Raw genomic sequence first — 26445 nt, 5'->3', positions numbered from 1 at the left:
CATGCCGAAACTTTGACCGAGTCGGGTTAAGGCTGGGTTAATCCTGCATTGCCCCTGCGGGCGTGGCTGCCTATCTTTGCTGGATGCAACATTTCTCGATCCTTGATCTTTCGCCCGTTCCTGAAGGGGCCAGCACGGCCGATGCGCTGGGGGCGACGCTGGACCTTGCGCGTCATGCCGAAGGCTGGGGCTATCACCGCTATTGGCTGGCCGAGCATCACAACATGGCTGGGGTCGCCTCGGCGGCGACGGCAGTGGTGATCGGGCATGTGGCGGCGGGGACGTCACATATCCGGGTGGGGGCGGGCGGGATCATGCTGCCCAACCACGCGCCACTGGTGATTGCTGAGCAGTTCGGCACGCTGGCCACGCTGTTCCCGGGGCGGATCGACCTTGGCCTGGGCCGGGCGCCCGGCACGGATATGGCCACGGCGCGGGCGTTGCGGCGGCATATGGAGCAGGCTGACAGCTTTCCGCAGGATGTGACGGAGCTGATCTCCTATCTTAACGAAGACCATCCCGAGGCGCGGGTGCGGGCGGTGCCCGGTGTGGGCACGCAGGTGCCGGTCTGGATTCTGGGGTCGAGCCTCTATGGCGCGCAATTGGCGGCCTGGCTGGGCTTGCCCTATGCCTTTGCGTCGCATTTCGCGCCGCAGATGCTTGGCGAGGCGCTGGACGTGTACCGCCGCACCTTCCGACCGTCGCAATGGCTGGATGCGCCCCATGCGATGATGGGGGTGGGCGTCTGTGCGGCGGAGACGGATGCGGACGCGGAACTCTTGCGGTCATCCCAACTTCTGGCATTCGCGCGGTTGCGGATGGGGCGGCCGGGGAAATTGCCCAAGCCGACCGCGGACCTGTCAGAGATCCCGGCGGGGATGCGGGCCGAGGTGGAGGCGGCGCTGTCCTGTTCCGCCGTGGGATCGCGGGCCACGGTGACGCGGCAGATGCAAGCGCTTCTGGCGCGGTATCAGCCGGATGAGGTGATGGTCACCGGCATGATCCATGACCATGCCGCGCGATTGCGGTCATTCGAGATCGCGTCGGAGGTTCTCGCGGGGTTTGTGGGGCGGGCGGTGGCTGCTTGACCTATCCGGGGGGGTGCGCCCGGGTCTGCGTTTTTTGGGTATTTGGGCCAAGATGAAGCGGCAGGGCTTCCTTTAAGGGGCCAGCAGTTTGCGGAACAGGGTTTCGAGGTAATCGCCTGCCTCGGCAAATGGATCATGGCCGGGGCCGAGGACGGCGCGGACCTGCATGTCGAAATCTGCGTAATGCTGGGTCAGCGCCCAGATCGAAAAGAGCAGATGTTGCGGCGGCAGGCGGGCGATGCGGCCTTGATCCATCCAGCGGGTGAGGATGATGCTTTTCTGATCCACCAGCTGTTTGAGATCGCCTTCGATCGCATCCTGCATCCGGGGCGCGCCTTGCAGGATTTCATTGGCGAAAAGACGGCTTTCGCGGGGGAAATCGCGGCTCAGTTCGATCTTGCGGCGCACGTAGCCAAGAATCTCTGCCACCGGATCGCCGTCTTCGTCCATCTCGCGCAGAGGATCGAGCCATGTATCGAGAAGCCGTGTCAGCAGGGCCTGATGCATCGCCTCTTTCGAGGGGAAATAGTAGAGCAGGTTTGGTTTTGACAGGCCCGCCACTTCGGCGATCTGATCCAGCGTCGCACCGCGAAAGCCATAGGTGGAAAAGACATCAAGCGCCGCTTCGAGGATGGTTTCCGAATTCTTCTGCTGGATGCGCGTGCGGGGTCTTGTCATAGGCAGGGACTTTGTTCTTGTGAAAAACTACCGCTGGGCTGACCTTGGCGCAATTCTGCGGGGGATGCAAAGCGTTAACGGCATGGGGGGCAAGGGGATGCGGCAGACATGTGTGGCCACGCTGCTGGTTGAGGATGCGCAGGTGCGGGTGACGCGGTTCGATTTCGCGCCGGGGGCGGAAACCGGCTGGCATCGGCACGGGCATGATTACGTGATCACCGCGCTGACGGATTGTCATATGGAACTGGAAGATCCGGATGGCGGGCGGCGGCGGGTGCTGGTGCCCGCAGGCAGCGCCTATCGGCGCATGGCGGGGGTGGAGCACAATGTCATCAACGCAGGCAGCGAGGAGATGCGCTTTGTCGAGGTCGAACTGCTGTAAGGCGCGGGGAGGCGGGGCCGCCCCGCGCCTGCGCTGTCATTCGACGGCGAGGATCATCAGATAGGGCACGCCGACCAGCATGGCGGTGATGATGGCGAGTGCGCGCGTCAGTCCGTGGAATTTCATCTTGTCCCTCTTGGTGCTTTGTTTCCCTCAGGAGAGATAGGATGCGTCTTGCGATTTCAAAGCCCGCGGGGCGGAGTTTCCGCGCGGCGCGTCACCGCCCCGGCAGCAGGGTTTCCAGCGCGCGGGTGACGAGGCGGTGATCTTCCAACTGCGGCAGGCCGGATACGGTGGCACAGGCCACAAGGCCCGCGCCCGCGACGCAGACCGGCACCGCACCGCCGTGGATGGCAAATTCGGTTTCCGAAAGGCCGTGCATGGCCAGCGTTTCGCCCTTGGCCGCCATGTTGCGCCCCACATGCAGCGAGGCGAGGTGGAAATGCAGCGCGGTGTTGGATTTGCGCCGCGCCCAGCGGTCATTGATCGGGGCAGCCCCCGGCATGGCGAGGTGAAACAGCGTGCGGTCATTGGTGCGGATATTGATGACCACGGGCAGGCGGTCGAGTTTGGCCATGTTCATCATCGTCAGGCCAAGGCGCAGGGCGGTTTCCTCGGTGAAGTCCGACAGGATGAGGCGGGCGGCCTCGGCCTCAAGCTCGGCGATGTCCATGGTGATGTCCTTTTGGCGTTGGCCGGGTGAGCAGAGCGGAGCGGGCGGGAAATGGCAAGGTGGCGGCGTCAGATCGCACCGATGCCACGCAGGATGATCTGTTTGACGCTGTCGGTTGCGTCGCGCCATTGCCTGTCGGTCAGCGGGTGGCCTGCGTTCAGGGTTTCGATCTGGTGGCCGAAATCGGCATAGTGCTGGGTGGTGGCCCAGAGCATATACAGCAGGTGGCGGGGGTCGATGGGGGCCATCTGACCCTGATCGATCCAGCGCTGGATCACCGCGATGCGGCCATTGGTCCAGTCGCGCAGGGTGGTTTCCAGATAGTCCTGGATAACCGGCGCGCCGTGCATCACCTCGGCCGCCCAGACTTTGGAGCCATGGGGGTGGCGGCGGGAGATCTGCATCTTCGCCTCGACATAGGCGCCGATGCCTTCGACGGGGCCTGCGGCATCATCGAAGCTGGAGGCTGCGTCGAGCCAGATTTCAAAAATGTTCTGCACCACGCGGCGATAAAGCGCCTCTTTGGTGGGGAAGTAATAGTGCAGGTTGGCCTTGGGCAGGCCTGCCATATCGGCGATGAGTTGCATCGTTGCCCCGCCAAAGCCTGCCTCGGCGAAGACCCGTTCGGCGGCGTCGAGGATGAGGCGTTCATTTTCGCGCCGGATATCTGTGCGACGGCCAGAGCGGATGCGTGAAATGCGGGCAGGTTCAGGCATGGGTGACCGTGATTCTCGTTGACCGGATGGTCAGGTTGTGATGCGTTTCATATTGACCATACGGTCAGGAAACGAGTCGATCAACGTTCGTGGGACAGGGGCCGACAGACGCCCCCACCACAGGGAGAGCCAGCCAATGCCAGCACCCGGGGAAAACCTGAGGATCAATTCCGCGCGGCTGTGGGACAGCCTTGAGGAGATGGCCCTGATCGGGCCGGGCGTCGCAGGGGGCTGCAACCGCCAGACGCTGACCGATGCCGACAGCGAGGGGCGGCATCTGTTCGCGGGCTGGTGCAAGGCGGCGGGCATGACCATGGGCGTGGACAGCATGGGCAACATGTTCGCCACGCGGGCGGGGACGGACCCGGAAGCGCTGCCGGTGTACATGGGCAGCCATCTGGATACCCAGCCGACGGGCGGGAAATATGATGGGGTGCTGGGGGTTCTGGGCGCGCTGGAAGTGGTGCGCACGATGAATGACATGGGGGTGACGACGAAGCGCCCCATCGTGGTGACGAACTGGACCAACGAGGAGGGTGCGCGGTTCGCGCCGGCGATGCTGGCGTCGGGCGTGTTCGCGGGGATCCACACGGAGGACTACGCCAAGGGACGGCGCGATCTGGACGGCAAGGTCTTTGGCGAGGAATTGGAACGCATCGGCTGGGTCGGGGATGAAAAGGTCGGCGCGCGCAAGATGCATGCGATGCTGGAATTGCATATCGAGCAGGGGCCGATCCTGGAGGCCGAGGGCAAGACGATCGGCGTCGTGACCCACGGGCAGGGCCTGTGGTGGCTGGAGATCACGCTGACCGGGAAGGACGCGCATACGGGCAGCACGCCGATGAACATGCGGGTGAATGCAGGCCTTGGCATGGCGCGGATCACCGAGCGCGTGCATCAGATTGCCATGAGCCATCAGCCCAATGCCGTGGGCGCGGTGGGGCAGGTGAAGGTGTTTCCGAACTCGCGCAACGTGATTCCGGGGAAGGTGGTGTTCACCGTCGATATCCGGTCGCCGGAGCAGGGCAAGCTGGATGCGATGAAGGCCGAGGTGATGCGGGCGGCGCATGCGGTGGCGAAGGAACTGGGCTTGGGCTGCGAGATCGAGGATGTGGGGCATTTCGACCCCGTGACCTTTGATCCCGGTCTGGTGACCGTGGTGCGCGGAGCGGCGGAGCGGTTGGGCTATTCCCACATGGATATCGTGTCCGGTGCCGGGCATGACGCCTGCTGGATCAACCGCGTGGCGCCGACGGTGATGATCATGTGCCCTTGTGTGGACGGGCTGTCGCATAATGAGGCGGAGGCGATCAGCCCGGAATGGGCGGCGGCGGGGACGGATGTGCTGCTGCATGCGGCGCTTGAGGTGGCCGAGGTGGTTTCCTGACGGATGCCCCGGGGGTTTTGCACCCCCGGACCCCCGCAGGATACTTGGGCAGAGAAGAATGGCACGGGCGTTTCATAGGAGATGAGCTGATGAGCGCGACGATCATCAAGAACGGGACGGTGGTGACGGCGGACCTGTCCTACAAGGCTGATGTTCGGATCGAGGGGGGGAAGATCACCGAGATCGGGCAGGGCCTCAAGGGCGGGACGGAGCTGGATGCGACGGGCTGCTATGTGATGCCCGGTGGGATCGATCCGCATACGCATTTGGAGATGCCTTTCATGGGCACCTACAGCGCAGATGATTTCGAGAGCGGGACGCGGGCGGCGCTGTCGGGTGGCACCACGATGGTGGTGGATTTCGTGCTGCCTGGGCAGGGGCAGGGGCTGATGGATGCCGCAGGGATGTGGCACAACAAATCGGGCCGCGCGAATTGCGACTATTCCTACCACATGGCCGTGACCTGGTGGGGCGAGAAGGTCTGGGAAGGCATGGAGGACAGCGTGAAGGCGGGGATCACCTCCTTCAAGCATTTCATGGCCTACAAGGGCGCGCTGATGGTGAATGATGACGAGTTGTTCTCGTCCTTCCGGCGCGTCGGCGATCTGGGCGGGCTGGCCATGGTCCATGCCGAGAATGGCGATGTGGTGGCGGAATTGACGGCGAAGCTGCTGGCCGAGGGGAATACGGGGCCGGAGGGCCATGCCTATTCCCGCCCGCCGCAGGTGGAGGGGGAGGCGACGAACCGGGCCATCATGATTGCCGATATGGCGGGGGTGCCTTTGTATGTCGTCCATGTGTCCTGCGAGGATGCGCATGAGGCGATCCGGCGCGCGCGGGCGGCGGGCAAGCGGGTCTGGGGCGAGCCGCTGATCCAGCACCTGACGCTGGACGAGAGCGAGTATTTCCATCCCGACTGGGACCATGCGGCGCGGCGCGTGATGTCGCCCCCGTTCCGCAACAAGGAACATCAAGCGAGCCTTTGGGCGGGGCTGATGTCGGGGTCGCTGTCCTGTGTTGCGACCGACCATTGCGCCTTTACCACCGAGCAGAAGCGGTTTGGTGTGGGCAACTTTGCCAAGATCCCGAACGGGACCGGGGGGCTGGAGGATCGTCTTCCGATGCTGTGGACGCATGGGGTGGGGACAGGGCGGCTGACGCCGAATGAGTTTGTGGCGGTGACGTCGACCAATATCGCCAAGATCCTGAACCTGTATCCCAAGAAGGGGGCGGTGCTGGTGGGGGCGGATGCCGATCTGGTGGTGCTGGACCCTGAGAAGGAAAAGGTCATCTCGGCCACGTCGCAGCAATCGGCCATCGATTACAACGTGTTCGAAGGCCAGAAGGTGAAGGGTCTGCCGCGTTTCGTGCTGACGCGGGGGCAGGTGGCCATCGACGACGGGGCGGTGAAGACACAAGAGGGCCACGGGCAATTCGTTGGCCGCGAGGCGCGGCCTGCGGTGAACCGGGCGCTGAGCCAGTGGAAAGACCTGACCGCGCCGCGCCCGGTGGTGCGGACGGGTGTTCCCGCGACGGGGGTTTGATGGTGAAAGCCGGGCAGAAGGCATCACTCGTCAGGGCCGGGAAGTTCACCTTGGTTGTGACCTTTGCATATCTGTTTGGGTCGCTTTCGGCTTCGGTTCCGTTGTTTGCATTGGGGATAGGACGCTGGGCTGATCCTTTCGGCGTCGTTGGGATGGTGGGAACTTTGGCACTACCTTTCGTGCTGGTCGTGAAGCTTTTGATGTATGCCGAAGGTTGGGACGGTGTTTGGCACCATGCCGCAGCGGGTCTTTTCGTCGGGGCCTTTGCTGTAATGCTGGTATTTGAAGCAGACGACTTTTTGACCATCGGCGCTTTTGCCATCGCAGGTATGTGCGGCGCGATGGCCTATCTGAGAACCAGAAACCTAGGGCGCAGGGTGGTGCGATGGTAGTCCAAAGTGTTGCTCGCTTCGCCTGCCGCAGGGCCGACTTGGGCCCCTTGTTGGACTTTGGAGCAAAGGTATGATCGCAGTGCAGCATGATCCGCTAGAGCACCAACCCCTCCAGCTCCGGCAGCAACACCACGCTTTCCTGCTCATGCGGGTCGGTGCCGGCGATGACGGCGCGGCCGAGCCTATCCGCGCCAATGGCGGATTGACGCGGGGGGCGCGGACAACATGACACCAAAAGCGCCGATGACTTCTCAAAACGCCTCTGCCACAAATGCGCGTGTTGCGGCAGTCGTCTTTTTTGCCTCATTCATCGGGTTGATCATGGTCTTCCTTAGCGGAGCAGGGTTCTTGCATGACACAGAGGGTGCAGCCCTCGTCGCAATCGTATATTTCGGACCACTTATCGCCGTTGCCTTCCTGTTCAGCGCGGTTGGCTGGGCCATTTCGCGGCCTTTGGCGAAATGGGCTTTGCCTTTGCTTTCCAGCCGCTATGAGCCAACGACTGCTGCGCGTATCTTGTGCGTGCTTCTGTCAGTCGCCGTGGCTGCGATTGGGGTTATTGCACTCGTACTGTCTAGTCCGGCCAACTTCGCCAACATCACAACGTTCTTTGCGCTTGGCGCTTGGCCATTGCTTGCCGCTACTTTCGCGCTGCTTCTCGCGTGGTTTCGGATCAAGCACGTAGATCAGGACGGTGGCGCATGACCCTAGCCCCCCACCAACCCCTCCAGTTCTGGCAGCAGAACCACGCTTTCCTGTTCGTGCGGATCGGTCCGCGCGATGACGGCGCGTGCGGGGGTGGGGCCGGGGTTGAAGGGCAGATGCGGCATGTCGGCGGGGATGTAGAGGAGATCGCCTGCTTCCACCTCCATCCGATGTTCGAGGGCATCGCCCCAGAACATGGTGGTGACGCCGTCGAGCATGAAGATGGCGGTTTCGTGGGTGGTGTGCTTGTGCGCCTTGGCGCGGCCACCGGGCGGGATGGTGAGCAGGTGCATGCAGATGGCCTGCGCGCCGGTCGTTTCGCGGGCGATGCCTTCGAAATAGGAGAAGCCCTGTTTGCCGGCATAGGTCTGGTCGGCAGAGGGGCGCAGTTTGCGGCAGGGGGGACGCGTGTCACTGGTCACGTTGGGGGTCATGGCAAGAGGCTCCGGCAGGTTTGTTGCGCCACTGTGCCATGGGAAGGTGGGGGGCGTCAGCCTTCTTCTGTCTCATCCGCAGGCTGTGGCGGGGGCGCGAAGGTGAGGACGGGGACGGTGAAGAGATCGTCTTCCAGATCATCCTGCGTGGGGGCGAAGGCGAGAGTTCCTGGCATGGGGGTGTCTTTCCTGTCAGCGCGACGGGCAGACCATGCCGGGACGGTGCAAAGATTTGATGACGGCGCGCGGGGACGGGCCGGGGAAAAGGTGGAATGAAGGATACGCTGAACACAAGCGCGGCGGTGATCGAGGCGAAGGGGTTGAACCTGACGTTCGAAACTGGCGATGGGCCGGTGCATGCGCTGAAGGATGTGAACCTGACGGTGAACCGGGGGGAGTTCGTGTCCTTTATCGGGCCGTCGGGCTGCGGCAAGACCACCTTTCTGCGCTGCGTGGCGGCGCTGGAGCATCCGACGGGCGGGACGCTGACGGTGAACGGGATGACCCCGGACGAGGCGCGGATGAAGCGGGCCTATGGCTATGTGTTCCAGGCGGCGGGGCTGTATCCGTGGCGGACGATTGCGGGGAATATTGCGCTGCCGCTGGAGATCATGGGGTTTTCCAAGGCGGAACAGGCCGAGCGGATCGCGCGGGTGCTGGATCTGGTGGAATTGGGCGGGTTCGGGAAGAAGTTCCCATGGCAGTTGTCGGGCGGGATGCAGCAGCGGGCGAGCATCGCGCGGGCGCTGGCCTTTGATGCCGATATCCTGCTGATGGACGAGCCGTTCGGCGCGCTGGATGAGATCGTGCGGGATCGGTTGAACGAGGAATTGCTGAAGCTGTGGGCCGCGACGGGCAAGACGATTGGATTTGTGACCCATTCCATCCCCGAGGCGGTGTATCTGTCCACGAAGATCGTGGTGATGAGCCCGCGACCGGGGCGGATCACGGATGTGATCGAGAGCCCCTTGCCGAAAGAGCGGCCTTTGGACATCCGTGACAGCCGCGAGTTCATCGAGATTGCGCATCGTGTGCGGGATGGGTTGCGGGCGGGGCATGGCGATGAGGTGTAAGGTCGCGCGCCCTGTGACCCCGACCATCCCCCGTTATGCGGAAGAGAGTGGCGGTTTTGTTGGCGTTTCGCCCGTGAAGGGCGGTGCATTTGGGTATTTGGGCCAAGATGAAGCCGGGGGTGCCGCATGAGCGGGGGGCTTATGCTGTGGCTGGGCGGCGCGATGGCGGCCTTTGTAGCGGCCAATGCGGTGCTGCGGGCCTATGCGGGATCGGGGGCGTGGCCCACGCTTGCGTTGGCGCTGGGCTGTTTTCTGGTGGGCAACCTGATGATGGTGCGGCTGATGCGGGAAAGCGGCTTGGCGCTGGCGGTGGCGATATCGTCGGTGGTGCAACTGGTGGCGCTGGCGCTGATCGGGGTGCTTTGGTTCGGTGAGCGGCTGACGGGGATGCAGACGGCTGGGGTGGTGTTGGGGATCGTGGCGGTGGCCCTGATTGCCTGGCCGCAGGGAGCGCAAGGATGAAGGGGAAAACCTTGCCCGTGCTGGCCGTTCTGGGGATCATCTTGGTGATCTGGTATGTTGCGGCTGTGTGGATGAATTCCACCTGGGTCTATGATCAGGCCGGGCGCGCAGGGACTACGCCGGGATTGGGCGAGGTGGTGCGGGCCACGATGGCGCTGGAGCGGCCGTTGCTGCCCGCGCCGCATCAGGTGGCGGTGGCGCTGTGGGACGGGATCACGGGGCAGGCCATCACCAGCAAGCGCAGCCTTGTCTATCATGGCTGGGTGACGATGGAGGCGACGCTGGCGGGTTTTGCCATGGGCATTCTGCTGGGCGTGTCACTGGCGATCGGGATCGTCTATTTCCGGGTGATGGAGGCGACGGTCATGCCATGGGCGGTGATCAGCCAGACCATTCCCATCGTGGCGTTGGCGCCGATGATCGTGGTGCTGTCAAACACCCTGTCGCTGGGCGAGGCGTTGGGGTTGGAGAACCGGTTGGTATCAAAGACCATCATCAGTGCTTACTTGAGCTTTTTCCCCGTGCTGGTGGGGATGGTGAAGGGGTTGCGGTCGCCCGATGCGATGCAGTTGGACCAGTTGGCAACGTGGAATGCGAACGGGTGGCAGAGCTTTCTGTATCTGCGGTTGCCGTCTTCGATGCCCTATTTCTTTGCCTCTCTGAAGGTCGCCATCGCGGCGGCGCTGGTGGGGGCGATCGTGGGGGAATTGCCGACGGGTGCGGTTGAGGGCCTTGGCGCGCGGATGCTGGTGGCGAGCCAGTTTGGCCAGCCCCTGCTGATGTGGGCGTCGCTGTTTGCGGCGGCGCTGGTGGCGGGGATGCTGATTTTGGCCGTCGGTGCGGTGCAGCGCGGGGCAGACCGGGTGATGGGGGTGCGGCCATGATGGTGCTGTGGGGGGCCATCCTGTTCTGGCTGGTGGCTTGGGCGGTGAATGTCTGGATTGCGGGGCGGGTGAAGGCAGGCCCGTTGCGGTTGCTGCCGCCGGTGCTGTTCGGGCTGGCTGTGCTGGTGCTGTGGGAAGGCGCAGTGCGCGCGCTGGCAGTGCCGGAGGTGATCTTGCCCGCGCCATCGGTGGTGGCGGCGACGGTGGCGGGGAACCTTGGATTGCTGTGGTCGGACTTTGTGCAGACCATCGTGAAAGGTGCCTTTTCCGGCTATGTCATGGGCTGTGGCGCGGCGTTGGTGGTGGCGGTGCTGGTGGACCGGTCGCAACTGCTGACGCGGGGCCTGCTGCCGGTGGGGAATTTCGTGGCGGCGTTGCCCATCGTCGGCGTGGCCCCGATCATGGTGACATGGTTCGGCTTTGGCTGGCAGTCGAAGGCGGCAGTCGTCTTTGCGATGGTGTTCTTTCCCGTGCTGGTGAACGCTGTGGCGGGGCTGGCGGCCAGCGACCGGATGCACCGCGACCTGATGCGGACCTATGGCGCGGGCTATGGGCCGACGCTGTTGAAGCTGCGGTTGCCGGCGGCGATGCCGTTCATCTTTAACGGGTTGAAGATTGCCACAACCCTGGCGGTTATCGGGGCGATCGTTGCCGAGTTTTTTGGCTCTCCGACGCGGGGGATGGGGTTTCGCATCTCGACCGCCGTCGGATCGCTTGCGTTGCCCATGGTCTGGGCGCAGATTTTCGTGGCGGCCCTTGCGGGCACCACGTTCTATGGGTTCGTGGCACTGGTGGAACGCCGGGTCACGTTCTGGCACCCGTCGCAGAGAGTGCGGGGATAAGATGACAACAAGGAGGTTGGCATGATGAAAGGACTTTTGACGGGTGCGCTGATGGCGGTGTTTGCCGCAGGCGCAGCCCAGGCCCAGGATCAGGTGCGGTTGCAGCTGAAATGGGTGACGCAGGCGCAGTTCGCCGGGTACTATGTGGCCGAGGCGAAAGGGTTCTATGACGAAGAGAACCTTGACGTGTCGATCCTGCCCGGCGGGCCGGATATCGCGCCCGAGCAGGTGATTGCAGGCGGTGGCGCGGATGTCATCACCACCTGGATGCCTGCTGCGCTGGCCGCGCGCGAGCGGGGCGTGCCGCTGGTGAACATCGCGCAGCCGTTCAAGAATCAAGGGCTGTCCTTTGTCTGCCGCAAGGATATGGGCGTGGAAACCACGGCCGATTTCCCGGGCAAGACGCTGGGCGTTTGGTTCTTCGGAAACGAATATCCCTTCTATGCGTGGATGGCGAAGCTGGGCCTGGCGACCGATGGCAGCGAGGGCGGCGTGACCGTTCTGAAGCAGGCCTTCGACGTGGAGGCGCTGCTGAACGGGCAGGCGGCCTGTATCAGCGTGATGACCTATAACGAATATGGTCAGGTTCTCGATGCCGGGCTGACGCCGGAACAGCTGACGTTCTTCAGCTATGGCGATCAGGGCGTGAAGGTGATGGAAGACGGGCTGTATGTCATGGAATCCGCGCTGGCCGATCCGGCCTTTGAAGAGAAGATGGTGCGGTTCGTGCGCGCTTCGATGAAGGGCTGGAAATATGCCGAGGCCAATCCGGCCGAGGCGGCGCAGATCGTGGTGGATGCCGACCAGACCGGTCTGCAGACGCTGGAGCACCAGACCTATATGATGGGCGAGGTTGCCAAGCTGACCGCTGGGTCGAACGGGGCGCTGGACCCGGCCGATTTCAACGCGACGGTCGAGGCGCTGCTGGCAGCGGTGAGCCCGGACAACCCGGCCATCACCAAGGCCCCGGATGCGGCGGCCTTTACCACGGCGATCACGGATAAGGCGCTGCAGTAAGCATCGTCTGACGGCTGAATGGGGGCGCGTGCGGGGAGACCTGCGCGCGCCTTTTCTTTTGGTTTGCCGGGTGGCGGCGGTGGAATTGGGTATTTGGGCCAAGGTGAAGCAGCGGTTGTAAAGTTTTCAGGGCCTTGTAAATCTGTTGCCCTTGCCGGGGGAGGGCCAAGCAATGCCGATGTCGGCGCTGACAGGGACGCGGTTGCGAGAGCGGCGGTTGGCGCTGGGGCTGCGGCAGGCCGATGTGGCCCGCGAGGCGGGGGTTTCTGCATCCTATCTGAACCTGATCGAACATAACCGACGGCGGGTGACGGCAGAGGTGCTGGAAGCGCTGGCCGGTGTGTTGGGCATGCCGTTGGCGGCGCTGCGCGAAGGTGCGGGCGGCACGCTTCTGGAGGATCTGCGCGCGGCGGCGGCGGCGGCGGCGGCGGGTGAGGGGACCGGGGCGGAACTGGACCGGGTTGAGGAATTTGCCGGGCGGTTTCCGGGCTGGGCGGAGGCGCTTATCGCGCTGGAGCGGCGGGCGGCGGGGCTGGAGCGGGCGGTGGAGGCGCTGAACGACCGCATGACGCATGACCCGCATCTGTCGGCATCGTTGCATGAAATGCTGTCGGCGGTGTCATCGGTGCGGTCGACGGCGGAGATTCTGGCCGAGCCGGGCGAGATTGCCCCCGAATGGCGCGAGCGGTTCCTGCGCAATCTGTTTGCCGACAGCGAACGGTTGGCGGCGGGGTCGGAGGCGCTGGTGGCCTATCTGGACGGGTCCGAGCAGGCGGGCGTGCAGGGGATCGCTGCGCCGCAAGAGGAGCTTGAGGCCTGGCTGGCGGGTCGGGGCTGGCATGTGCCGGAACTGGAGCCGGGTGGCGCGGGGCCGGAGGCGGTGCTGCACGAGGTGGCGGGGCTGGTGTCGGGGGGCGCGCGGGTTCTGGCGCGCGACTGGGTTGCGCGGGCGGCGGCAGAGGCGGCGGCGCTGCCTTTGGAGATGCTGGAGGCGGAAGGGGCGCAGGCGGGCGATGCGGGGCGCGATCCGCTGCGGATTGCGCAGATGACGGGGCTGTCCGTGGTGGCGGTCATGCGACGGATGGCGTTGCGACCGGGGGCGACGGCGGGGTTGGTGGTCTGTGACGGGTCGGGGACGATGACGTTTCGCAAGCCAGCCGAGGGATTCGCCGTGCCGCGCTTTGGGGCGGCCTGCCCGCTTTGGCCGATTTTCGCGGCACTGGGGCGGCCGGGCAGCCCGGTGCTGGCCGATCTGGTGACGGTGGGGCGCGGCGCGCGGCGGTTCCGGGCGCTGGCCTGGTGTGATCTGCGCCATCCCGAGGGGCTTGGCGGGGTGGAGCTGCGCGAGGCGGCGATGCTGATCTGGCCGCTGGAGGGGACTGCGACGGGTGTGGCGGCGCAGCAGGTGGGGACGAGTTGCCGGGTCTGCGCGCGGACGGACTGTCCGGCCCGGCGGGAGCCTTCGATCATGGGCGAGGCGGAGTGATTGGCCCGCGCCGGGGTGAATGGCTTTTGACACAGGGCGCGGAATTGCGCATCGTCACGACAGGCCGGAGGATGAGGCGCGCAGCAGATGCGCCAGGGCCGAACAGGGGGAGAGAGCGGAATGGCGAGCCATGTTCTGCTGATCGAGGACGAGCCGAATATTGCCGAGGCGATCCGGTTCATCCTGAGCCGGGATGGTTGGCAGGTGTCGACCATGACGGACGGGATCGGCGCGGCCGAGGCCGTGCGGGCCGCGCGCCATGATCTGGTGATCCTCGATCTGATGCTGCCAAGCTGTTCGGGGCTGGAGGTGCTGGAGGCGATCCGGGCCGATCCGGCGACAGAGGCGGTGCCGGTGCTGATGCTGACGGCCAAGGGGCAGGGGCGCGACCGTGAGGCCGCGGAACGCGCCGGGGTGAGCCGGTTCATGACCAAGCCCTTTTCCAATGCCGAAATCCTTGCCTCGGTTCGGGAATTGGTGGCGCGATGAGGCGGCCGCGCGCGCCTTTGTTCCTGAAGCGCGGAAGCTATCGCAAGCGGCGGCTGCGCGATGGGGCCCGGATGTTGCCGATCCTTGGGGCGCTGTTGCTTCTGGTGCCGATCCTGTGGTCGCCGGGTGATACGGCGCAGGCCGATACGGCGCGGGACGGCATCTATCTGTTCGCTGTCTGGTTCGGGCTGGTGCTGGTGGCGGCGCTGATGGCGCCGGGGCTGGCCGAGGAAAGCGCCGAGGATGAGGGCGAGGAGCGCTAGCCATGCCCTTTAACATCCTTGTGCTGTCCTGCCTGGCCTATGTGGCCTTTCTGTTCCTTGTGGCCTTTCTGGCCGAGCGGCGGGCAGCGATGGGGCGGATCGGGTGGTTGCGGTCACCAATGATCTACACCTTATCGCTGTCGATCTATTGCACGGCCTGGACGTTTTATGGCGCGGTGGGCTATGCGGCGCGGTCGGGGCTGGAGTTTGTGACCATCTATCTTGGGCCGACGCTGGTTTTCGTGGGCTGGTGGCTTTTGTTGCGCAAGCTGGTGGTGATCGGGCGGCAGCAAAGGGTGACGTCGATTGCCGACCTGATTTCATCGCGGTTTGGCAAATCGAACCTGCTTGGGGTGGTGGTGACGCTGCTCGCTGTGGTGGCGGCGACGCCTTATATCGCGTTGCAACTGCAATCAGTGACGCTGTCTTTCGGCGTCTTTGCCAGTGAGACGCCGGAAGGCTGGGCGCTGCCGGACCGGGATTCCACCGCCATCTGGGTGGCAGGGGGGCTGGCCTTGTTCACCATCCTGTTCGGGACGCGGAATCTGGACGCCAAGGAACAGCATCACGGCGTGGTGTTGGCCATCGCGGTGGAGGCGGTGGTCAAGCTGGTGGCGCTGCTGGCGGTGGGGATATTCGTGGTCTGGGGGTTGGCCGGGGGGCCGGCAGAGATGATCGAGCGGATCGATGCCTCATCCATCGCGGATTGGGACTTGCAGCCGGGGCGGTGGGCCGGGCTGATCTTTGTGTCCGGGGCGGCGGTGATCTGTCTGCCGCGCATGTTTCAGGTGATGATCGTCGAGGATGGCGAAGAGCGCCACATGGCGCGGGCAAGCTGGGCCTTTCCGCTTTATCTGCTGTTGATGAGCCTGTTCATCGTGCCCATCGCGGTGATGGGGCTGGAGCGGATGCCTGCGGGTTCCAACCCCGACATGTTCATGCTGACCCTGCCGCTGGCCGAAGGGCAGGGAACGCTGGCGATGCTGGCCTTCCTGGGCGGGTTTTCCAGCGCCACATCCATGGTGATCGTGGAAAGCATCGCGCTGGCGACCATGGTTTCGAACCATGTGGTGATGCCGATCTGGCTGAAGCTGCGGCCCAAGGCGGCGATGTCGGGGGATGTGCGGCGGATCGTGATCCTGTCGCGGCGGCTGGCGATCGTGGCGGTGCTGACGCTGGGATACATGTATTATCGCCTCTCGGGCGGGTCGGCGGCGCTGGCGGCGATCGGGTTGATTGCCTTTGTCGGCGTGGCGCAGGTGTTGCCTGTTCTGATCGGGGGGCTCTACTGGCGCGGGGCCACGCGGATGGGGGCGGTGGCGGGGCTGGTGACGGGTTTTGCCGTCTGGGCCTATACGTTGTACCTGCCGTCCTTTGGGCCGGGGGCGGCGTTGTCGGTTGCGGTGTTTGAACAGGGGCTGGGCGGGATCGGCTGGCTGCGGCCGCAAGCGCTGTTTGGGGTGGAAGGGATGGACCCGCTTTTACATGCGCTGTTCTGGTCGATGGTGCTGAACACCGTGGCGTTCTGCGGGGTGTCGCTGTTCACCTTTCCGGGGCCGGTGGAGCGGATGCAGGGCGCGGCCTTTGTGAACGTGTTCGATGCGGAGGCGTCGGGGCCGCAGGGATGGGCGCGCGGGCGGGCGGAACCGGAGGCGCTGCTGGTGATGACGCAACGGATTCTAGGCAAGGAGGCGGCGTTGGCGGTGTTCGCCGCCGAGGCGCGGGGGCAGGGCAAGGACGGATACCTGCCCGATGCGACGCCGGATTTTGTGGCGGGGCTGGAACGGCGGCTGGCGGGGTCCGTGGGGGCGGCGACGGCGCATGCGATGATCAGCCAGATCGTCGGGCGCGCGACGGTTTCGGTCGAGGATCTGATGGCGGTGGCCAATGAGACCGCGCAGATCATGGAATATTCGGCCGAGTTGGAAAGCCAGCGCGAGGAGTTGACCCGCACCGCACGGCAGTTGCGCGAGGCGAATGAAAAGCTGACGCAATTGTCGGTGCAGAAGGATGCATTCCTAAGCCAGATCAGCCATGAATTGCGCACGCCGATGACATCCATCCGCGCCTTTTCCGAGATATTGACCGAAGGCGACCTTCCCCCCGAAATGGTGGCGAATTACGGGCGGATCATCCATGAAGAGGCGATCCGGCTGACGCGGCTGCTGGATGACCTGCTGGATCTGAGCGTGCTGGAAAACGGATCGGTGCAGTTGAACCTGAGCCTTGCCAATATCCAGCAACTGATCGACCGGGCGCTGGCATCGGCCGGCCATACGCGGCCCGAGCGGGTGTTCGAGATCCACCGCGATTTGCCGAGCGAAAACCTGTTTGTCCGCACAGATGCGGACCGGCTGGTGCAGGTGTTCATCAACCTGATTTCCAACGCCCGGAAGTACTGCGACGCGGAGGCGCCGGAGTTGAAGATTACGGTGCGGCAACGGGCAGGGCGGGTGTCGGTGGATTTCGTGGATAACGGATCGGGCATCCCGAAACAGAGCCAGGGAATCATCTTCGAGAAGTTCGCCCGGCTGACGGACCAGACCCGGGCCGGGGGGGCGGGGCTGGGATTGGCGATCTGCCGCGAGGTGATGGCCAATCTGGGCGGGACCATCGGCTATTTGCCCGGGCAGGGCGGGGCGGCGTTTCGGGTGACGCTGCCGCTGCGGCTGGAACAGCAGGCGGCTTAACCCTTTCTTGGCAGATTGCGGGCATCCTGCGCCAAACAGGTGCGGGATCGGCGAATGGCTTTGGTGCGGATGAAGCGCGCAGGTGGCGCTGCGGCAGAAGACAGCGGGGCATTGTCCCGGCTGTGGTCGCTGGCGTTGGCGCGGGCCGCGCAGGAAGAGATGGGGGTTCCGCTGCGCCTGTCCGGCTTTCGCGTGGAGCGGCGCAGTCTGGCCGAACTGGTGGAGATGCTGCCCGAACCCGCGCTGATCTGTGCCTTGGATGAAGGGGCGGGGGAGGCGACGGGGGTTGCGGTTCTGGATGCCGGGTTGATGGCCGGTATGGTCGAGGCGATGACGACCGGGGCTGTCACGGCGGTGGATCGCGCGGCAGATCGCGCGGCGGCGCGGCGCCCGACGCGCACGGATGCGGCGCTGCTGGCCCCGGTGCTGGACCGGTCGTTGGCCGGGCTGGAGGCGGGGGCCAGCGAGACCGGCCTTTCCGAATGGGCGCGGGGGTTTCGCTTTGCGGCCACGGTGGATGGCGGGCGCGGCCTGTCGCTGCTGCTGGAGGATGTGCCCTATCGGCTTTTGGTGGCAGAGGTTGACCTTGCCCTTGGCGCACGGGGCGGCCCCATGATGCTGGCCATTCCGGAAGGGCGCGCGGTGGGGGGGCTGGCCTTGCCGCCTGCGCAGGATGGGCGGTTTACCGAGGCGCTGGTCGCGCAGGTGGCCGGGGCCGAGGCGCGGCTGGTGGCGGTGCTGTCGCGGCTGTCGCTGCCTTTGGGTGCGGTGATGGCGTTGCAGGTGGGACAGGAGATCGCGCTGCCCCGGGCTGAAATCGGACGGATCGCCCTGGAAGGGATGGATGGCCGCAAGGTCGGGTCCGGCAAACTGGGCCGACAGGGAAACCTGCGGGCGGTGCGGCTGGCGGCTGAGGCGGCGGAGACGGCCCCGCCTGCGCAGACCGCCGCACTGGCAGAGCGGCGATCATGACGCGGGGGCGGTTTGGCGCGGCCCTGTCAGCCTTGTTGGGCAAGGCTTTCCAGCGTGGGGCGCAGATGGTCGAGCTGATAGCCGAAGCGGGCGGGGATGCCGATCAGATCATCCGCAGGCATCTGGCCCGCATGGGCCAGCGCCCAGACCACCGACGAGCGGTTGCCGCTGGCACAATAGGCAAAGACCGGGCCGGAGGCGGCCTGAATGGCGGCACGCTGGGCGGTGACATTGTCCATCGTCATCGCCCCGCCGATCACCGGATTGGCGACGAAGGCCAGACCCAGTGCCTCGGCCGCGCTGCGCATCACATCGGTGTGCAGGTCGGGCGGAATCTCGCCATCAGGGCGGTTGTCGATGATGGTGGTGTATCCGGCCGCCTTGATCGCGGGCAGATCGGCAGGGTCGATCTGGGGCGACACGGCATAGCTGGGCGTCAGGGCGCGGATATCCATTCTCAACTCCTCGGTCTGTGTGGCGGCGCTCAAGGTGCGGCCGCCAGCCGGTCGAGCCGCGTTCGGGCGGCGGGTGCGGCGACCATACCCGCGAGCATGGCGATAAGGAAGACCAGACCGCCGGTGCCGCCCCAACCCAGCGAGGCCATGGCCGGGCCGGGGCAGAGGCCTGACAGGGCCCAGCCTGCGCCGAAGAGCGTAGAGCCGATGACCAGCGGCGCATCGGTGGTGCTGCCGCCGGGATGGAGCGGGATGGTCCGCCCCAGAACCGCGATGCGCCGACGTGCGGCGACGCGCCAGGCGATGGCCATGGGGATCAGGGCACCGCCCAGAACGAAGGCGAGCGTGGGATCCCAATCGCCGAACCCATCCAGCCAACCCTGCACGCGGGTGGTATCGGTCATGCCCGAAATCAGCAGACCGATGCCGAAGATCGCCCCGGCGAGGGCGGAGAACAGGCTTTGTTTCATGGTCAGATCCAGCCCAGCAAGTGGCGGGCCAGCACCATGACGATGCCCCCCGCAAGGATGTAGAAGACGGTGGCCACGATGCTGCGCAGCGACAGGCGCGAAATTCCGCAGACGCCATGGCCCGAGGTGCAGCCATTGGCCAGCCGCGTGCCCAGCCCTACGAGCAGGCCGCTGATGATGATCACGGTCCAGTTGCCGGTCAGGTGCGTCTCTGCTCCGCCGAACAGCGCTGCAAGCAGGGCGGGGGCGAGGATCAGGCCGCCAAGGAAGGACAGCCGTTCCATGAGGTTGTCGCGGCCGGTGCCATCGACCAGACCGCCGACAATGCCAGAGGCGCCCATGACGCGGCCATTGACCAGAAGGAAAAGGGCCGCCGCGCCGCCGATCAGCAGCCCGCCTGCGAGGCCCCAAAGCCATGCGATATCGAACATCGTCCATCCTGCCTGTCTGCCGCTGGTGCTGCGGCGTTGATGTGGTGTTTCGGGAAGGGGCGAACCGGGCCGCCCGGGGATCTTGGAAGGGAACCGATTTGCGGGGCCCGAGCGCCGCCGCTAGAGCCCGTTTATGGGCACCTTCAGATAGCTTGTGCCATTGTCTTCGGGTTCGGGCATCTGTCCGGCGCGCATGTTGACCTGAAGCGACGGGATGATCAGCCGCGGCATCGCCAGTGTGGCGTCGCGGGCCTGACGCATGGCGATAAAGTCATCCCGGCTGCGACCCGCGCCGATATGGACGTTCAGCGCCTTTTGCGCGCCGACGGTGGTTTCCCAAGCATAGTCCTCGCGCCCCGGGGCCTTGTAATCATGGCCTACGAAGATGCGGGTGTCATCGGGCAGGGACAGGATGCGCTGGACGCTGTCATACATCACCGCCGCAGAGCCGCCGGGAAAATCGCAGCGCGCTGTGCCGAAATCGGGCATGAAAAGCGTGTCGCCCACAAAGGCCGCATCCCCGAAGATATAGGTAAGGCAGGCCGGAGTGTGGCCAGGCGTGTGCATCACATCGCCGCGCAGTTGGCCGATCATCACGCTGTCGCCATCGCAAAACAGCCGGTCGAACTGCGACCCGTCGCGCTGAAACCGGGTGCCTTCGTTGAAGATTTTGCCAAAGGTTTCCTGCACCACGGTGATCTGTTCCCCAATCCCGATGCGCCCACCCAGCCGTTCCTGGATATAAGGCGCAGCAGAGAGGTGGTCTGCATGGACATGGGTTTCCAGAATCCATTGCAGATCAAGATCATGGTCGCGGATATGGGCGATCACGGCATCGGCCGACCGGGTATCTGTGCGCCCTGAGGCATAGTCGAAATCCAGCACGGAATCGATCACGGCGCAGGCGCGGCCCTGAGGTTCCTGCACAAGGTAGGTGAGGGTGTTCGTCGCCTCGTCAAAGAAGGGCTGCACGGATGCCTGAATAGGGCTTTGCATCGGGCGGCGTCCTTTCCTGGCTGTGGTCTGCCCAGAATATGGGGTGCGGAAAATGTATCACAAGTTCTGAATATATCAAAACCGCAGGTGGATTGATCAAGGTCAAGGCCGGGTGCAGGGCGGGTGGTGCAGGATGGCGGGCATCGCAGACAGGGAGAACGCAGGATGACATCGCTTACCGCCCGGAAGGCCCAGCTGGAGGCCCGGCTGGCCGATCTTAACGCCCGCATGGCGGGAATCGAGACGGAACTGGAATCGCACCAGTCCGCCGATTGGGAAGAATTGGCGACAGAGCGCGAAGGCGATGAGGTGCTGGAGGGCATGGGGCTGAGCGCGCAGCAGGAAAGCCGGATGATCACGGCGGCGCTGGGGCGGATCGCGGATGGCGAGTACGGCATCTGTACGAAATGCGGGGCAGAGATCGGGGCGGCCCGTCTGGATGTGCTGCCCTATACGCCGTTTTGCCGCGATTGCGCGGCGTGAGGGAGGATAAGATGCCCAAGACCGGATTGACGGACATGGCCGCGCTGATGGGTGAAGCGGTCGAGGCGATGGCGGCGGGGCAGGCCATGGGGCTTGCGCTGTTGAAGGCCGAGATGGAGGCGTTGACGCAGGTGATGCCGGGTGATGTGCCGGGGGAAACCGAGGCCGAGGCCGCGCAGCGGCGGCTGGCGGAAGAGGCGACGCAGGAGGACGGTTTCGATAACATGCCGGTGTGATTGCGCCACCCCGGCGCAGGCGCACCATTGCCAAGCCCGCCGACTGCAAGCTTAATACGCCAAAACACAGCGGGGCGCGGGCAGGCATGGCGGAGAATGGGGGGCAGTTGCTGCGGATCGGGCGCGTTGGCCCGGTGCTGGACATTGCCTTGGCCGATCCGCCGCTGAACATGCTGGGTGCGGCGTTGCGGGCTGCTTTGGCAGAGGCGCTGGATCTGGCGCTGGTGACAGATTGCGGCGCGGTGCTGATCCGGGGCGATGCCGGGGTGTTTTCAGCCGGGCTTGACCTTGGTGCCGCCGAGACCGGGGCGGGACAGGCCCCGTTGTTGCGCGATCTGTGCCGCAAGATCGAGGAATTGACCTGCCCGGTGGTGGTGCTGTTGCAAGGCCCGGTGCTGGGCGGCGCGGCGGAACTGGCACTGGCGGCGCATCTGCGGCTGGCGGATGAGACGGTGCAAATTGCCCTGCCGGATGTGGCCTTTGGACTGTTGCCCGGGGCGGGCGGCACGCAACGCCTGCCGCGGCTGGTGGGGGGGGCGGTTGCGCTTGACCTGATGCTGAGCGGGCGGGTGGTTGGAGCGGCCGAGGCGCTGGCCATGGGGATGATTGATCAGGTGGTGACGGGGGATGCGCAGGCGGCCGGGCGGTCGGCGGCGCGTGAACTGGCCGCGGCGCGGGCACAGGGTGGCGGTTGGCGGCGGACCGATTCGCTGCGCACGGGGTTTCGGGACGTGGCGGCCTATCGCGCGGCGCTGGCCGCTGCGCGCGAGGGGCAGCGCGGATCGCGCCTGCCTGCGCCGGGGCGGATCGTGGATTGCGTGGAGGCGGCGCTTTTGCTGCCCTTTGAGCAGGGTTTGGCCTTTGAGGCGGCGGCCTTTGATGATCTGAGCGTGACGGCGCAATCGCAGGGGTTGCGCCATGCCTATCGGGCCGAGCGCGCGGCGTGGCGGCTGCCAGCCGTGGTGGCGGCGCAGGAGCCTGTGGCGGTGCCGCAGCGGTTGGCGATCTGGGGCGCGGGTGGGGATGGGCCCACAATCGCGCGGCAGGCGATGCAGGCCAGGATGTCGGTGCATCTGGCCGATCCGTCCAAGGCGGGGCTGGTTTCGGCGCTGGAGGCCATCGCCGCCGCGCAGGAGGCCGAGGTGAAGGCCGGGCGGATGACGCCCGAGGCGCGCGATGCCGATTGGGCGCGGCTGGTGCCGCTGGTGGGGCAGGAGCGGCTGGCCGAGGCTGAGGTGGTGATCACCACGCGGCCCGATCTGGTGCTGCCTGCGCCGCGTGTCGTGCTGGCGCTTGGCATGGATGCGCCGAAGGGGGCGGTGGCGGTTTCGCTGGTGCAGCAGGCCGAACCCTTGGCCGAGATGGTGCTGGAAGGGGCGACAACGCCGGCACGGGCGGCGCAGGCGGTGGCCTTTGGGCGGCGGTTGGGATGGTCGGTGGTGCCGGTGGGGCCGGGTGGGCCAGTGGCGGTGGCCCTGGCCACGGCGCTGGCCGAGACGGTGACTTTTCTGGAAGGGCGCGGCGTGACACGTGCGATGATTGCGCAGGCGTTGGCCTTGGCCGGAATTGCGGGCGAGGGGCGCGCGGGTGTGGCGAAACCGGCCGAAGAGGCGGTGGCGCGGCGCTGTTTCGGGGCGCTGGCCAATGCCGGGGCGCGGCTGATCGAGGCGGGCACGGCGCGGGATGGCGATACGGTGGATGCTGTGGCGATAGCGGCGGGGATCGTGGCGCGCTGGACCGGCGGGCCGATGCATCAGGCCGATCAGCGCGGGTTGATGGTGTTGCGCCGCGACCTGCGGCTTTGGGCACATGACGCGCCCGGCCTGTTCACGCCGTCGCCGCTGTTTGACCGGCGGATCACGGAAGGGCGGGGCATTTCAGGCCATTAGGCCAGAATGATGCCCGCAATCACCATCATCAGACCCAGCGCGGAGATTGCCAGCGCGCCGAGGTTCAGCGCCACAACCTGCTGCAACCGGGCCTTGATCTGATCATCGGGCAGGCCGGAGCGTTTGGCCCGCAGCGCCAGAACGATGCACCAGACCAGCCCCAGAATGCCGATCATCGACAGCGCCGCCCCGCCCCAGATCACGTAATCCATCGTCTTTGCCCCGCTGGTCATCTGCCGGGGTGGTAACCTGCGCAGGCACGGCAGGCAAGCCATGGCTGGACGGTCAGCATGCGCTTGAACCCGGGGGGAAAGGCGGGGTAGGGAGAGGGCCACAGTGTCCCTTTGCATCATGAGGCCAGGATGAGCGACCCGACCGACGCCTATAACGTCACCGCCGAAGAGCTGCGCCAGTTCATCGAGCGCTTTGAGCAGCTTGAATCGGAAAAGAAAGACGTGGCCGAGCAGCAGAAAGAGCTGATGGCCGAGGCCAAGGGGCGCGGCTATGACACCAAGGTGCTGCGCAAGGTGGTGGCGCTGCGCAAGCGCAAGCCAGACGACATTGCCGAGGAAGAGGCCGTGCTGGAAATGTACAAGGCCGCATTGGGCATGAGCTAACGCCTTCCGCGCGCCCGCCGTTGTGGCGCGCGCGCGGATCGGGGCCCGTGATCAGGGGTCCAGAAAGGTTACGCCGGGAATCGCGCGGATGCGGGCGATATCATGGCTGTAGTTTTCGGTGAGCGTGTCGATCAGGTCTTCGTCCCAGCCTGGCAGATCAAGCTCCATATCGATCTGGTCGGACAGGGCGAATTTGTCGAGGAAGGCCGATACGATGCGGCGGCGCTGCGTCACGTTTGCGGGCGGATTGGCGGTCATATAGGCGCGCATCCGTTCCATCCCGTCGGCCGACATCAGGTCTGACAACAGGTCTTCGGATTCGATGAGGGTTGTGCCGGGCGCATGGCCGGAGACGGCCTGAAGCACCTCGGGCCAGATCATGGGCGTGTCTTCATCGCACCAGATCGTGAGGCTGGCATTGGGGTTGAGGGTGCGCACCTCTTCCACCAGGCGGAACCAGCTGAGTTCGCGCGGGTCGGCGCCGCCCATCACCTCATCCATCGGTTTGCCGTTCATCTTGTGATAGAGCGCGGGCAGAAAGCTGGCGGGGCTGCGGATCGCCATGTGAAATTCGGCTTCGATTTCCGGGAAGATCTGGGTGAAGGCGCGGATGCGTTCGGCGGCGGCCGGATAGAGCCGGTGCGAACGGATGGCCCATTGCGGATAGCTGAGGAAGTTGTCCCAGGACAGGACAAGGCGTTCGGCGTGTTCCTCTTGCATGATCTGGTCAAGGACCACGGCCTGGGTGTCACGGCTGGCGGCGCGGCCTTTCAGTGTGACGGCCGTGTCGCGCAGAAGCGACCGGTAGCGGGTGGGTGCTGGAACGATAATGCCTTGTCCGGAAAGGGTTTCGCGGTTCTTCCAGAGGCACCGGATCAGCCGCTCGTCATCTGTGCAATGAGCGCCGAGGTGGTAAACGATACGCATGGGGACTGTACTGCTCTCTGCCGTCTTTTCACGCCAACTATACGGGCTTTTCTGGACAGGGGAACCGGTTTCGATTATCCGCCATGGAATGATGACCAAGCAAAACAGTCGGATTCCGATGCGCTGGGGCGGGCTGCGGCCTGACATCTGGTCGATCGGGGCGGTGTTGATTGCAGGCGTGGTGCTGGCGCCGATGTTGGCTGTGGTGTGGATCGCCTTTCACCCGACCGAGAATATCTGGCCGCATCTCCTTGCCACCGTGTTGCCGCGCTATTTCGGCACGACACTGTATCTGATGGCGGGGGTCGGGCTGCTGACGGCGCTGATGGGGACGGGGGCGGCGTGGCTGGTGGCGATGTACCGTTTTCCGGGGTCGCGCTTGTTGGATTATGCGCTGCTGTTTCCCTTGGCGATACCGGCCTATGTCGGCGCCTATGCGTTGGTGGATTTCCTGCAGTATTCCGGGCCGGTGCAGGGCGGGCTGCGGGCGATGATGGGCTGGCAAAGCGCGCGGGACTATTGGTTTCCCGAGGTGCGGTCGCGCGAGATGGCGGTGCTGGTGCTGGCTTCGGCCTTGTATCCATACGTTTATCTGCTGGCGCGGGCGGCGTTTCGGGAAACGTCGGGCTGCGCTTATGAGGTGGCGCGGGCGCTGGGGGTGGGGCCTTGGGGGCTGTTCCTGCGGGTGGGGTTGCCGTTGGCGCGGCCTGCGATTGCGACAGGCGTGGCGCTGGCCCTGATGGAGACGGTCGCGGATTTCGGGACGGTGGCGCATTTCGGGGTGCAGACCCTGACCACGGGGGTGTTTTCCACCTGGTTGAGCGGGAACAATGCCGGGGGTGCGGCCCAGATTGCCGGGGTGATCCTGATGCTGATCCTGCTTTTGGTGGCGCTGGAGCGGACCGGGCGGCGCAATGCGCGGTTTCATCGGATGGGCCGGTCCGGCCGCCCGGTAGAGCGGGAAAAGTTAAGTGTGGCAAAGGGTTGGGTGGCGACGGGGCTGTGTCTTGTGCCGTTCGGCATGGGCTTTGTGCTGCCGGTGGCAGTGATGCTGGATCATTCGCTGGCCAATCCCGAGGTGTGGATTGCGCCGGGGTTGCTGGCGGCGCTGGCCAATACGCTGCTGGTGGGCGGGGTCGCGGCAGCGCTGACGGTGGGGGCGGCGCTGTTTCTCGTTTACGCCGTGCGGATGGCGGGGGGCGGCGTTGCGCGGGTGGTGCTGCCGTTGACGACGCTGGGCTATGCCGCGCCGGGGGCGGTGCTGGCGCTGGGGCTGCTTATCCCATTGGCCGCATTGGACAATCAGGTGGCCGATGCAGTTCTTGCGGTGACCGGGCATGATCCGGGGCTGATCATGACCGGGACATCGGCGGCGATCATTCTGGCCTATGTGGTGCGGTTCTTTGGCATTGCGCAGGGCGCGGCGGATGCGGCGCTGGGGCGGGTGTCGCCCAACCTGCCGATGGCCGCGCGGTCGCTGGGGCGGACGGCGGGCGGCACGCTTGGGGCGGTCTATCTGCCGATGATGCGGGGGTCGGTGGCGACGGCGCTGTTGGTGGTGTTTGTCGATTGCGTCAAGGAACTGCCGGCGACGTTGCTGTTAAGGCCGTTCAATTTCAACACCTTGTCGACGCGAGTTTATGAGTTGGCGAGCCTTGAGCGGCTGGGCGAAGCGGCACCTGCGGCGCTGGTGGTGATGGCGGTGGGGCTGCTGGCGGTCGGTCTGCTGGCGCGCGCGAACCGGGTGTGACACGCGTCGCCGCA

31 protein-coding genes are annotated in these 26445 nt (G+C 65.4%); 21 read left to right on the top strand and 10 right to left on the bottom strand.

Annotated elements, in window-relative coordinates:
- Window positions 1–83 precede the first annotated feature (83 nt).
- Window positions 84–1088 carry an LLM class flavin-dependent oxidoreductase gene (locus tag RSE12_13690; protein ID WRH61427.1) on the top strand — a complete coding sequence of 335 codons (1005 nt, stop codon included), beginning with the start codon at window positions 84–86 and terminating at the stop codon, window positions 1086–1088.
- A gap of 72 nt (window positions 1089–1160) precedes the next feature.
- Here RSE12_13690 and RSE12_13685 read toward each other — a convergent pair whose 3' ends face one another.
- Complete coding sequence (locus RSE12_13685) at window positions 1161–1766, bottom strand: TetR family transcriptional regulator C-terminal domain-containing protein (GenBank protein ID WRH61426.1); 606 nt, start codon at window positions 1764–1766, stop codon at window positions 1161–1163.
- Window positions 1767–1863: 97 nt separating this feature from the next.
- Here RSE12_13685 and RSE12_13680 point away from each other — a divergent pair, with 97 nt between their 5' ends.
- Window positions 1864–2148, top strand: coding sequence for a cupin domain-containing protein (locus RSE12_13680; GenBank protein ID WRH61425.1), 285 nt, complete (start codon window positions 1864–1866; stop codon window positions 2146–2148).
- Between the two features lie 217 nt (window positions 2149–2365).
- On the opposite strand, the gene RSE12_13675 is transcribed toward RSE12_13680, so the two are convergent.
- Together RSE12_13675 and RSE12_13670 are read right to left on the bottom strand one after the other, a co-directional pair.
- Window positions 2366–2821 (bottom strand): heme-degrading domain-containing protein, encoded by a 456-nt coding sequence (locus RSE12_13675; GenBank protein WRH61424.1) that lies wholly within the window; start codon window positions 2819–2821, stop codon window positions 2366–2368.
- Window positions 2822–2889: 68 nt separating this feature from the next.
- Window positions 2890–3537, bottom strand: coding sequence for a TetR/AcrR family transcriptional regulator (locus tag RSE12_13670; protein ID WRH61423.1), 648 nt, complete (start codon window positions 3535–3537; stop codon window positions 2890–2892).
- Window positions 3538–3673: 136 nt separating this feature from the next.
- On the opposite strand from RSE12_13670, the gene RSE12_13665 reads away from it, so the two are divergent.
- From RSE12_13665 to RSE12_13650, 4 genes are all read left to right on the top strand, one after another.
- The gene (locus RSE12_13665; GenBank protein WRH61422.1) at window positions 3674–4924 is read left to right on the top strand and encodes a Zn-dependent hydrolase; all 1251 of its coding nucleotides are present in this window, start codon (window positions 3674–3676) and stop codon (window positions 4922–4924) included.
- 89 nt (window positions 4925–5013) lie between these two features.
- Window positions 5014–6468: a dihydropyrimidinase gene (hydA, locus tag RSE12_13660; protein ID WRH61421.1), complete on the top strand. Its 1455-nt coding sequence runs from the start codon at window positions 5014–5016 to the stop codon at window positions 6466–6468.
- Window positions 6468–6860, top strand: a complete 393-nt coding sequence (locus RSE12_13655; GenBank protein ID WRH61420.1) for a hypothetical protein — start codon at window positions 6468–6470, stop codon at window positions 6858–6860. Before hydA ends, RSE12_13655 begins: the two co-directional genes overlap by 1 nt.
- A 243-nt stretch (window positions 6861–7103) precedes the next feature.
- Window positions 7104–7565, top strand: a complete 462-nt coding sequence (locus RSE12_13650) for a hypothetical protein (protein WRH61419.1) — start codon at window positions 7104–7106, stop codon at window positions 7563–7565.
- A gap of 2 nt (window positions 7566–7567) precedes the next feature.
- Here RSE12_13650 and RSE12_13645 read toward each other — a convergent pair whose 3' ends face one another.
- Window positions 7568–7999: a cupin domain-containing protein gene (locus tag RSE12_13645; protein WRH61418.1), complete on the bottom strand. Its 432-nt coding sequence runs from the start codon at window positions 7997–7999 to the stop codon at window positions 7568–7570.
- Window positions 8000–8271: 272 nt separating this feature from the next.
- Between RSE12_13645 and RSE12_13640 the strand changes: the two genes are divergently transcribed.
- The 10 genes from RSE12_13640 to RSE12_13595 all read left to right on the top strand — a co-directional run bounded on the left by RSE12_13640 (window position 8272) and on the right by RSE12_13595 (window position 18177).
- Entirely contained in the window at window positions 8272–9072 is an 801-nt protein-coding gene (locus RSE12_13640) for an ABC transporter ATP-binding protein (protein WRH61417.1), read from the top strand.
- A gap of 126 nt (window positions 9073–9198) precedes the next feature.
- Window positions 9199–9534 carry a hypothetical protein gene (locus tag RSE12_13635; GenBank protein ID WRH61416.1) on the top strand — a complete coding sequence of 112 codons (336 nt, stop codon included), beginning with the start codon at window positions 9199–9201 and terminating at the stop codon, window positions 9532–9534.
- On the top strand, window positions 9531–10418 hold the full coding sequence (locus tag RSE12_13630; GenBank protein ID WRH61415.1) for an ABC transporter permease: 888 nt from the start codon (window positions 9531–9533) through the stop codon (window positions 10416–10418). Before RSE12_13635 ends, RSE12_13630 begins: the two co-directional genes overlap by 4 nt.
- The gene (locus RSE12_13625; protein WRH61414.1) at window positions 10415–11260 is read left to right on the top strand and encodes an ABC transporter permease; all 846 of its coding nucleotides are present in this window, start codon (window positions 10415–10417) and stop codon (window positions 11258–11260) included. Before RSE12_13630 ends, RSE12_13625 begins: the two co-directional genes overlap by 4 nt.
- A gap of 24 nt (window positions 11261–11284) precedes the next feature.
- Window positions 11285–12277 carry an ABC transporter substrate-binding protein gene (locus tag RSE12_13620; GenBank protein ID WRH64826.1) on the top strand — a complete coding sequence of 331 codons (993 nt, stop codon included), beginning with the start codon at window positions 11285–11287 and terminating at the stop codon, window positions 12275–12277.
- A gap of 172 nt (window positions 12278–12449) precedes the next feature.
- Entirely contained in the window at window positions 12450–13763 is a 1314-nt protein-coding gene (locus RSE12_13615; protein WRH61413.1) for a short-chain fatty acyl-CoA regulator family protein, read from the top strand.
- Window positions 13764–13883: 120 nt separating this feature from the next.
- Entirely contained in the window at window positions 13884–14252 is a 369-nt protein-coding gene (locus RSE12_13610) for a response regulator (GenBank protein ID WRH61412.1), read from the top strand.
- Window positions 14249–14515 carry a hypothetical protein gene (locus tag RSE12_13605; GenBank protein ID WRH61411.1) on the top strand — a complete coding sequence of 89 codons (267 nt, stop codon included), beginning with the start codon at window positions 14249–14251 and terminating at the stop codon, window positions 14513–14515. Before RSE12_13610 ends, RSE12_13605 begins: the two co-directional genes overlap by 4 nt.
- A gap of 2 nt (window positions 14516–14517) precedes the next feature.
- Window positions 14518–17205, top strand: coding sequence for an ATP-binding protein (locus RSE12_13600; protein ID WRH61410.1), 2688 nt, complete (start codon window positions 14518–14520; stop codon window positions 17203–17205).
- Between the two features lie 54 nt (window positions 17206–17259).
- Window positions 17260–18177, top strand: a complete 918-nt coding sequence (locus RSE12_13595) for a FliM/FliN family flagellar motor switch protein (GenBank protein WRH61409.1) — start codon at window positions 17260–17262, stop codon at window positions 18175–18177.
- A gap of 26 nt (window positions 18178–18203) precedes the next feature.
- On the opposite strand, the gene RSE12_13590 is transcribed toward RSE12_13595, so the two are convergent.
- The 4 genes from RSE12_13590 to RSE12_13575 form a co-directional block, all read right to left on the bottom strand.
- A complete protein-coding gene (locus RSE12_13590; GenBank protein WRH61408.1) occupies window positions 18204–18632 on the bottom strand; it encodes a TIGR01244 family sulfur transferase in 429 nt (142 codons plus the stop codon).
- Window positions 18633–18661: 29 nt separating this feature from the next.
- Window positions 18662–19102: a DUF6691 family protein gene (locus RSE12_13585; protein WRH61407.1), complete on the bottom strand. Its 441-nt coding sequence runs from the start codon at window positions 19100–19102 to the stop codon at window positions 18662–18664.
- A 2-nt stretch (window positions 19103–19104) separates the two neighbouring features.
- Window positions 19105–19533, bottom strand: coding sequence for a YeeE/YedE thiosulfate transporter family protein (locus tag RSE12_13580; GenBank protein WRH61406.1), 429 nt, complete (start codon window positions 19531–19533; stop codon window positions 19105–19107).
- 120 nt (window positions 19534–19653) lie between these two features.
- Window positions 19654–20529: an MBL fold metallo-hydrolase gene (locus RSE12_13575; GenBank protein WRH61405.1), complete on the bottom strand. Its 876-nt coding sequence runs from the start codon at window positions 20527–20529 to the stop codon at window positions 19654–19656.
- Between the two features lie 165 nt (window positions 20530–20694).
- Here RSE12_13575 and RSE12_13570 point away from each other — a divergent pair, with 165 nt between their 5' ends.
- The 3 genes from RSE12_13570 to RSE12_13560 all read left to right on the top strand — a co-directional run bounded on the left by RSE12_13570 (window position 20695) and on the right by RSE12_13560 (window position 23137).
- Window positions 20695–21012 carry a TraR/DksA family transcriptional regulator gene (locus tag RSE12_13570; GenBank protein WRH61404.1) on the top strand — a complete coding sequence of 106 codons (318 nt, stop codon included), beginning with the start codon at window positions 20695–20697 and terminating at the stop codon, window positions 21010–21012.
- Window positions 21013–21023: 11 nt separating this feature from the next.
- Complete coding sequence (locus tag RSE12_13565) at window positions 21024–21248, top strand: hypothetical protein (GenBank protein ID WRH61403.1); 225 nt, start codon at window positions 21024–21026, stop codon at window positions 21246–21248.
- Window positions 21249–21334: 86 nt separating this feature from the next.
- Window positions 21335–23137 (top strand): enoyl-CoA hydratase-related protein, encoded by a 1803-nt coding sequence (locus RSE12_13560; protein ID WRH61402.1) that lies wholly within the window; start codon window positions 21335–21337, stop codon window positions 23135–23137.
- Here the strand turns inward: RSE12_13560 and RSE12_13555 are convergent.
- Window positions 23134–23349, bottom strand: a complete 216-nt coding sequence (locus tag RSE12_13555) for a hypothetical protein (protein ID WRH64825.1) — start codon at window positions 23347–23349, stop codon at window positions 23134–23136. The two genes, RSE12_13560 and RSE12_13555, sit on opposite strands and share 4 nt — an antisense overlap.
- 150 nt (window positions 23350–23499) lie before the next feature.
- Here RSE12_13555 and RSE12_13550 point away from each other — a divergent pair, with 150 nt between their 5' ends.
- Window positions 23500–23754, top strand: a complete 255-nt coding sequence (locus RSE12_13550; protein WRH61401.1) for a DUF2312 domain-containing protein — start codon at window positions 23500–23502, stop codon at window positions 23752–23754.
- A 51-nt stretch (window positions 23755–23805) separates the two neighbouring features.
- Here the strand turns inward: RSE12_13550 and RSE12_13545 are convergent, their stop codons facing one another.
- The gene (locus RSE12_13545; protein WRH61400.1) at window positions 23806–24681 is read right to left on the bottom strand and encodes a hypothetical protein; all 876 of its coding nucleotides are present in this window, start codon (window positions 24679–24681) and stop codon (window positions 23806–23808) included.
- 91 nt (window positions 24682–24772) lie between these two features.
- Between RSE12_13545 and RSE12_13540 the strand changes: the two genes are divergently transcribed.
- Window positions 24773–26431 (top strand): iron ABC transporter permease, encoded by a 1659-nt coding sequence (locus RSE12_13540; GenBank protein WRH64824.1) that lies wholly within the window; start codon window positions 24773–24775, stop codon window positions 26429–26431.
- Window positions 26432–26445 lie beyond the last annotated feature (14 nt).

It is taken from the genome of Fuscovulum sp., from assembly GCA_035192965.1.
GTDB lineage: Bacteria > Pseudomonadota > Alphaproteobacteria > Rhodobacterales > Rhodobacteraceae > Paragemmobacter.
The sequence above is the reverse complement of the archived record's forward strand: the minus strand, read 5'-3'. Positions and strand labels throughout refer to the sequence as shown.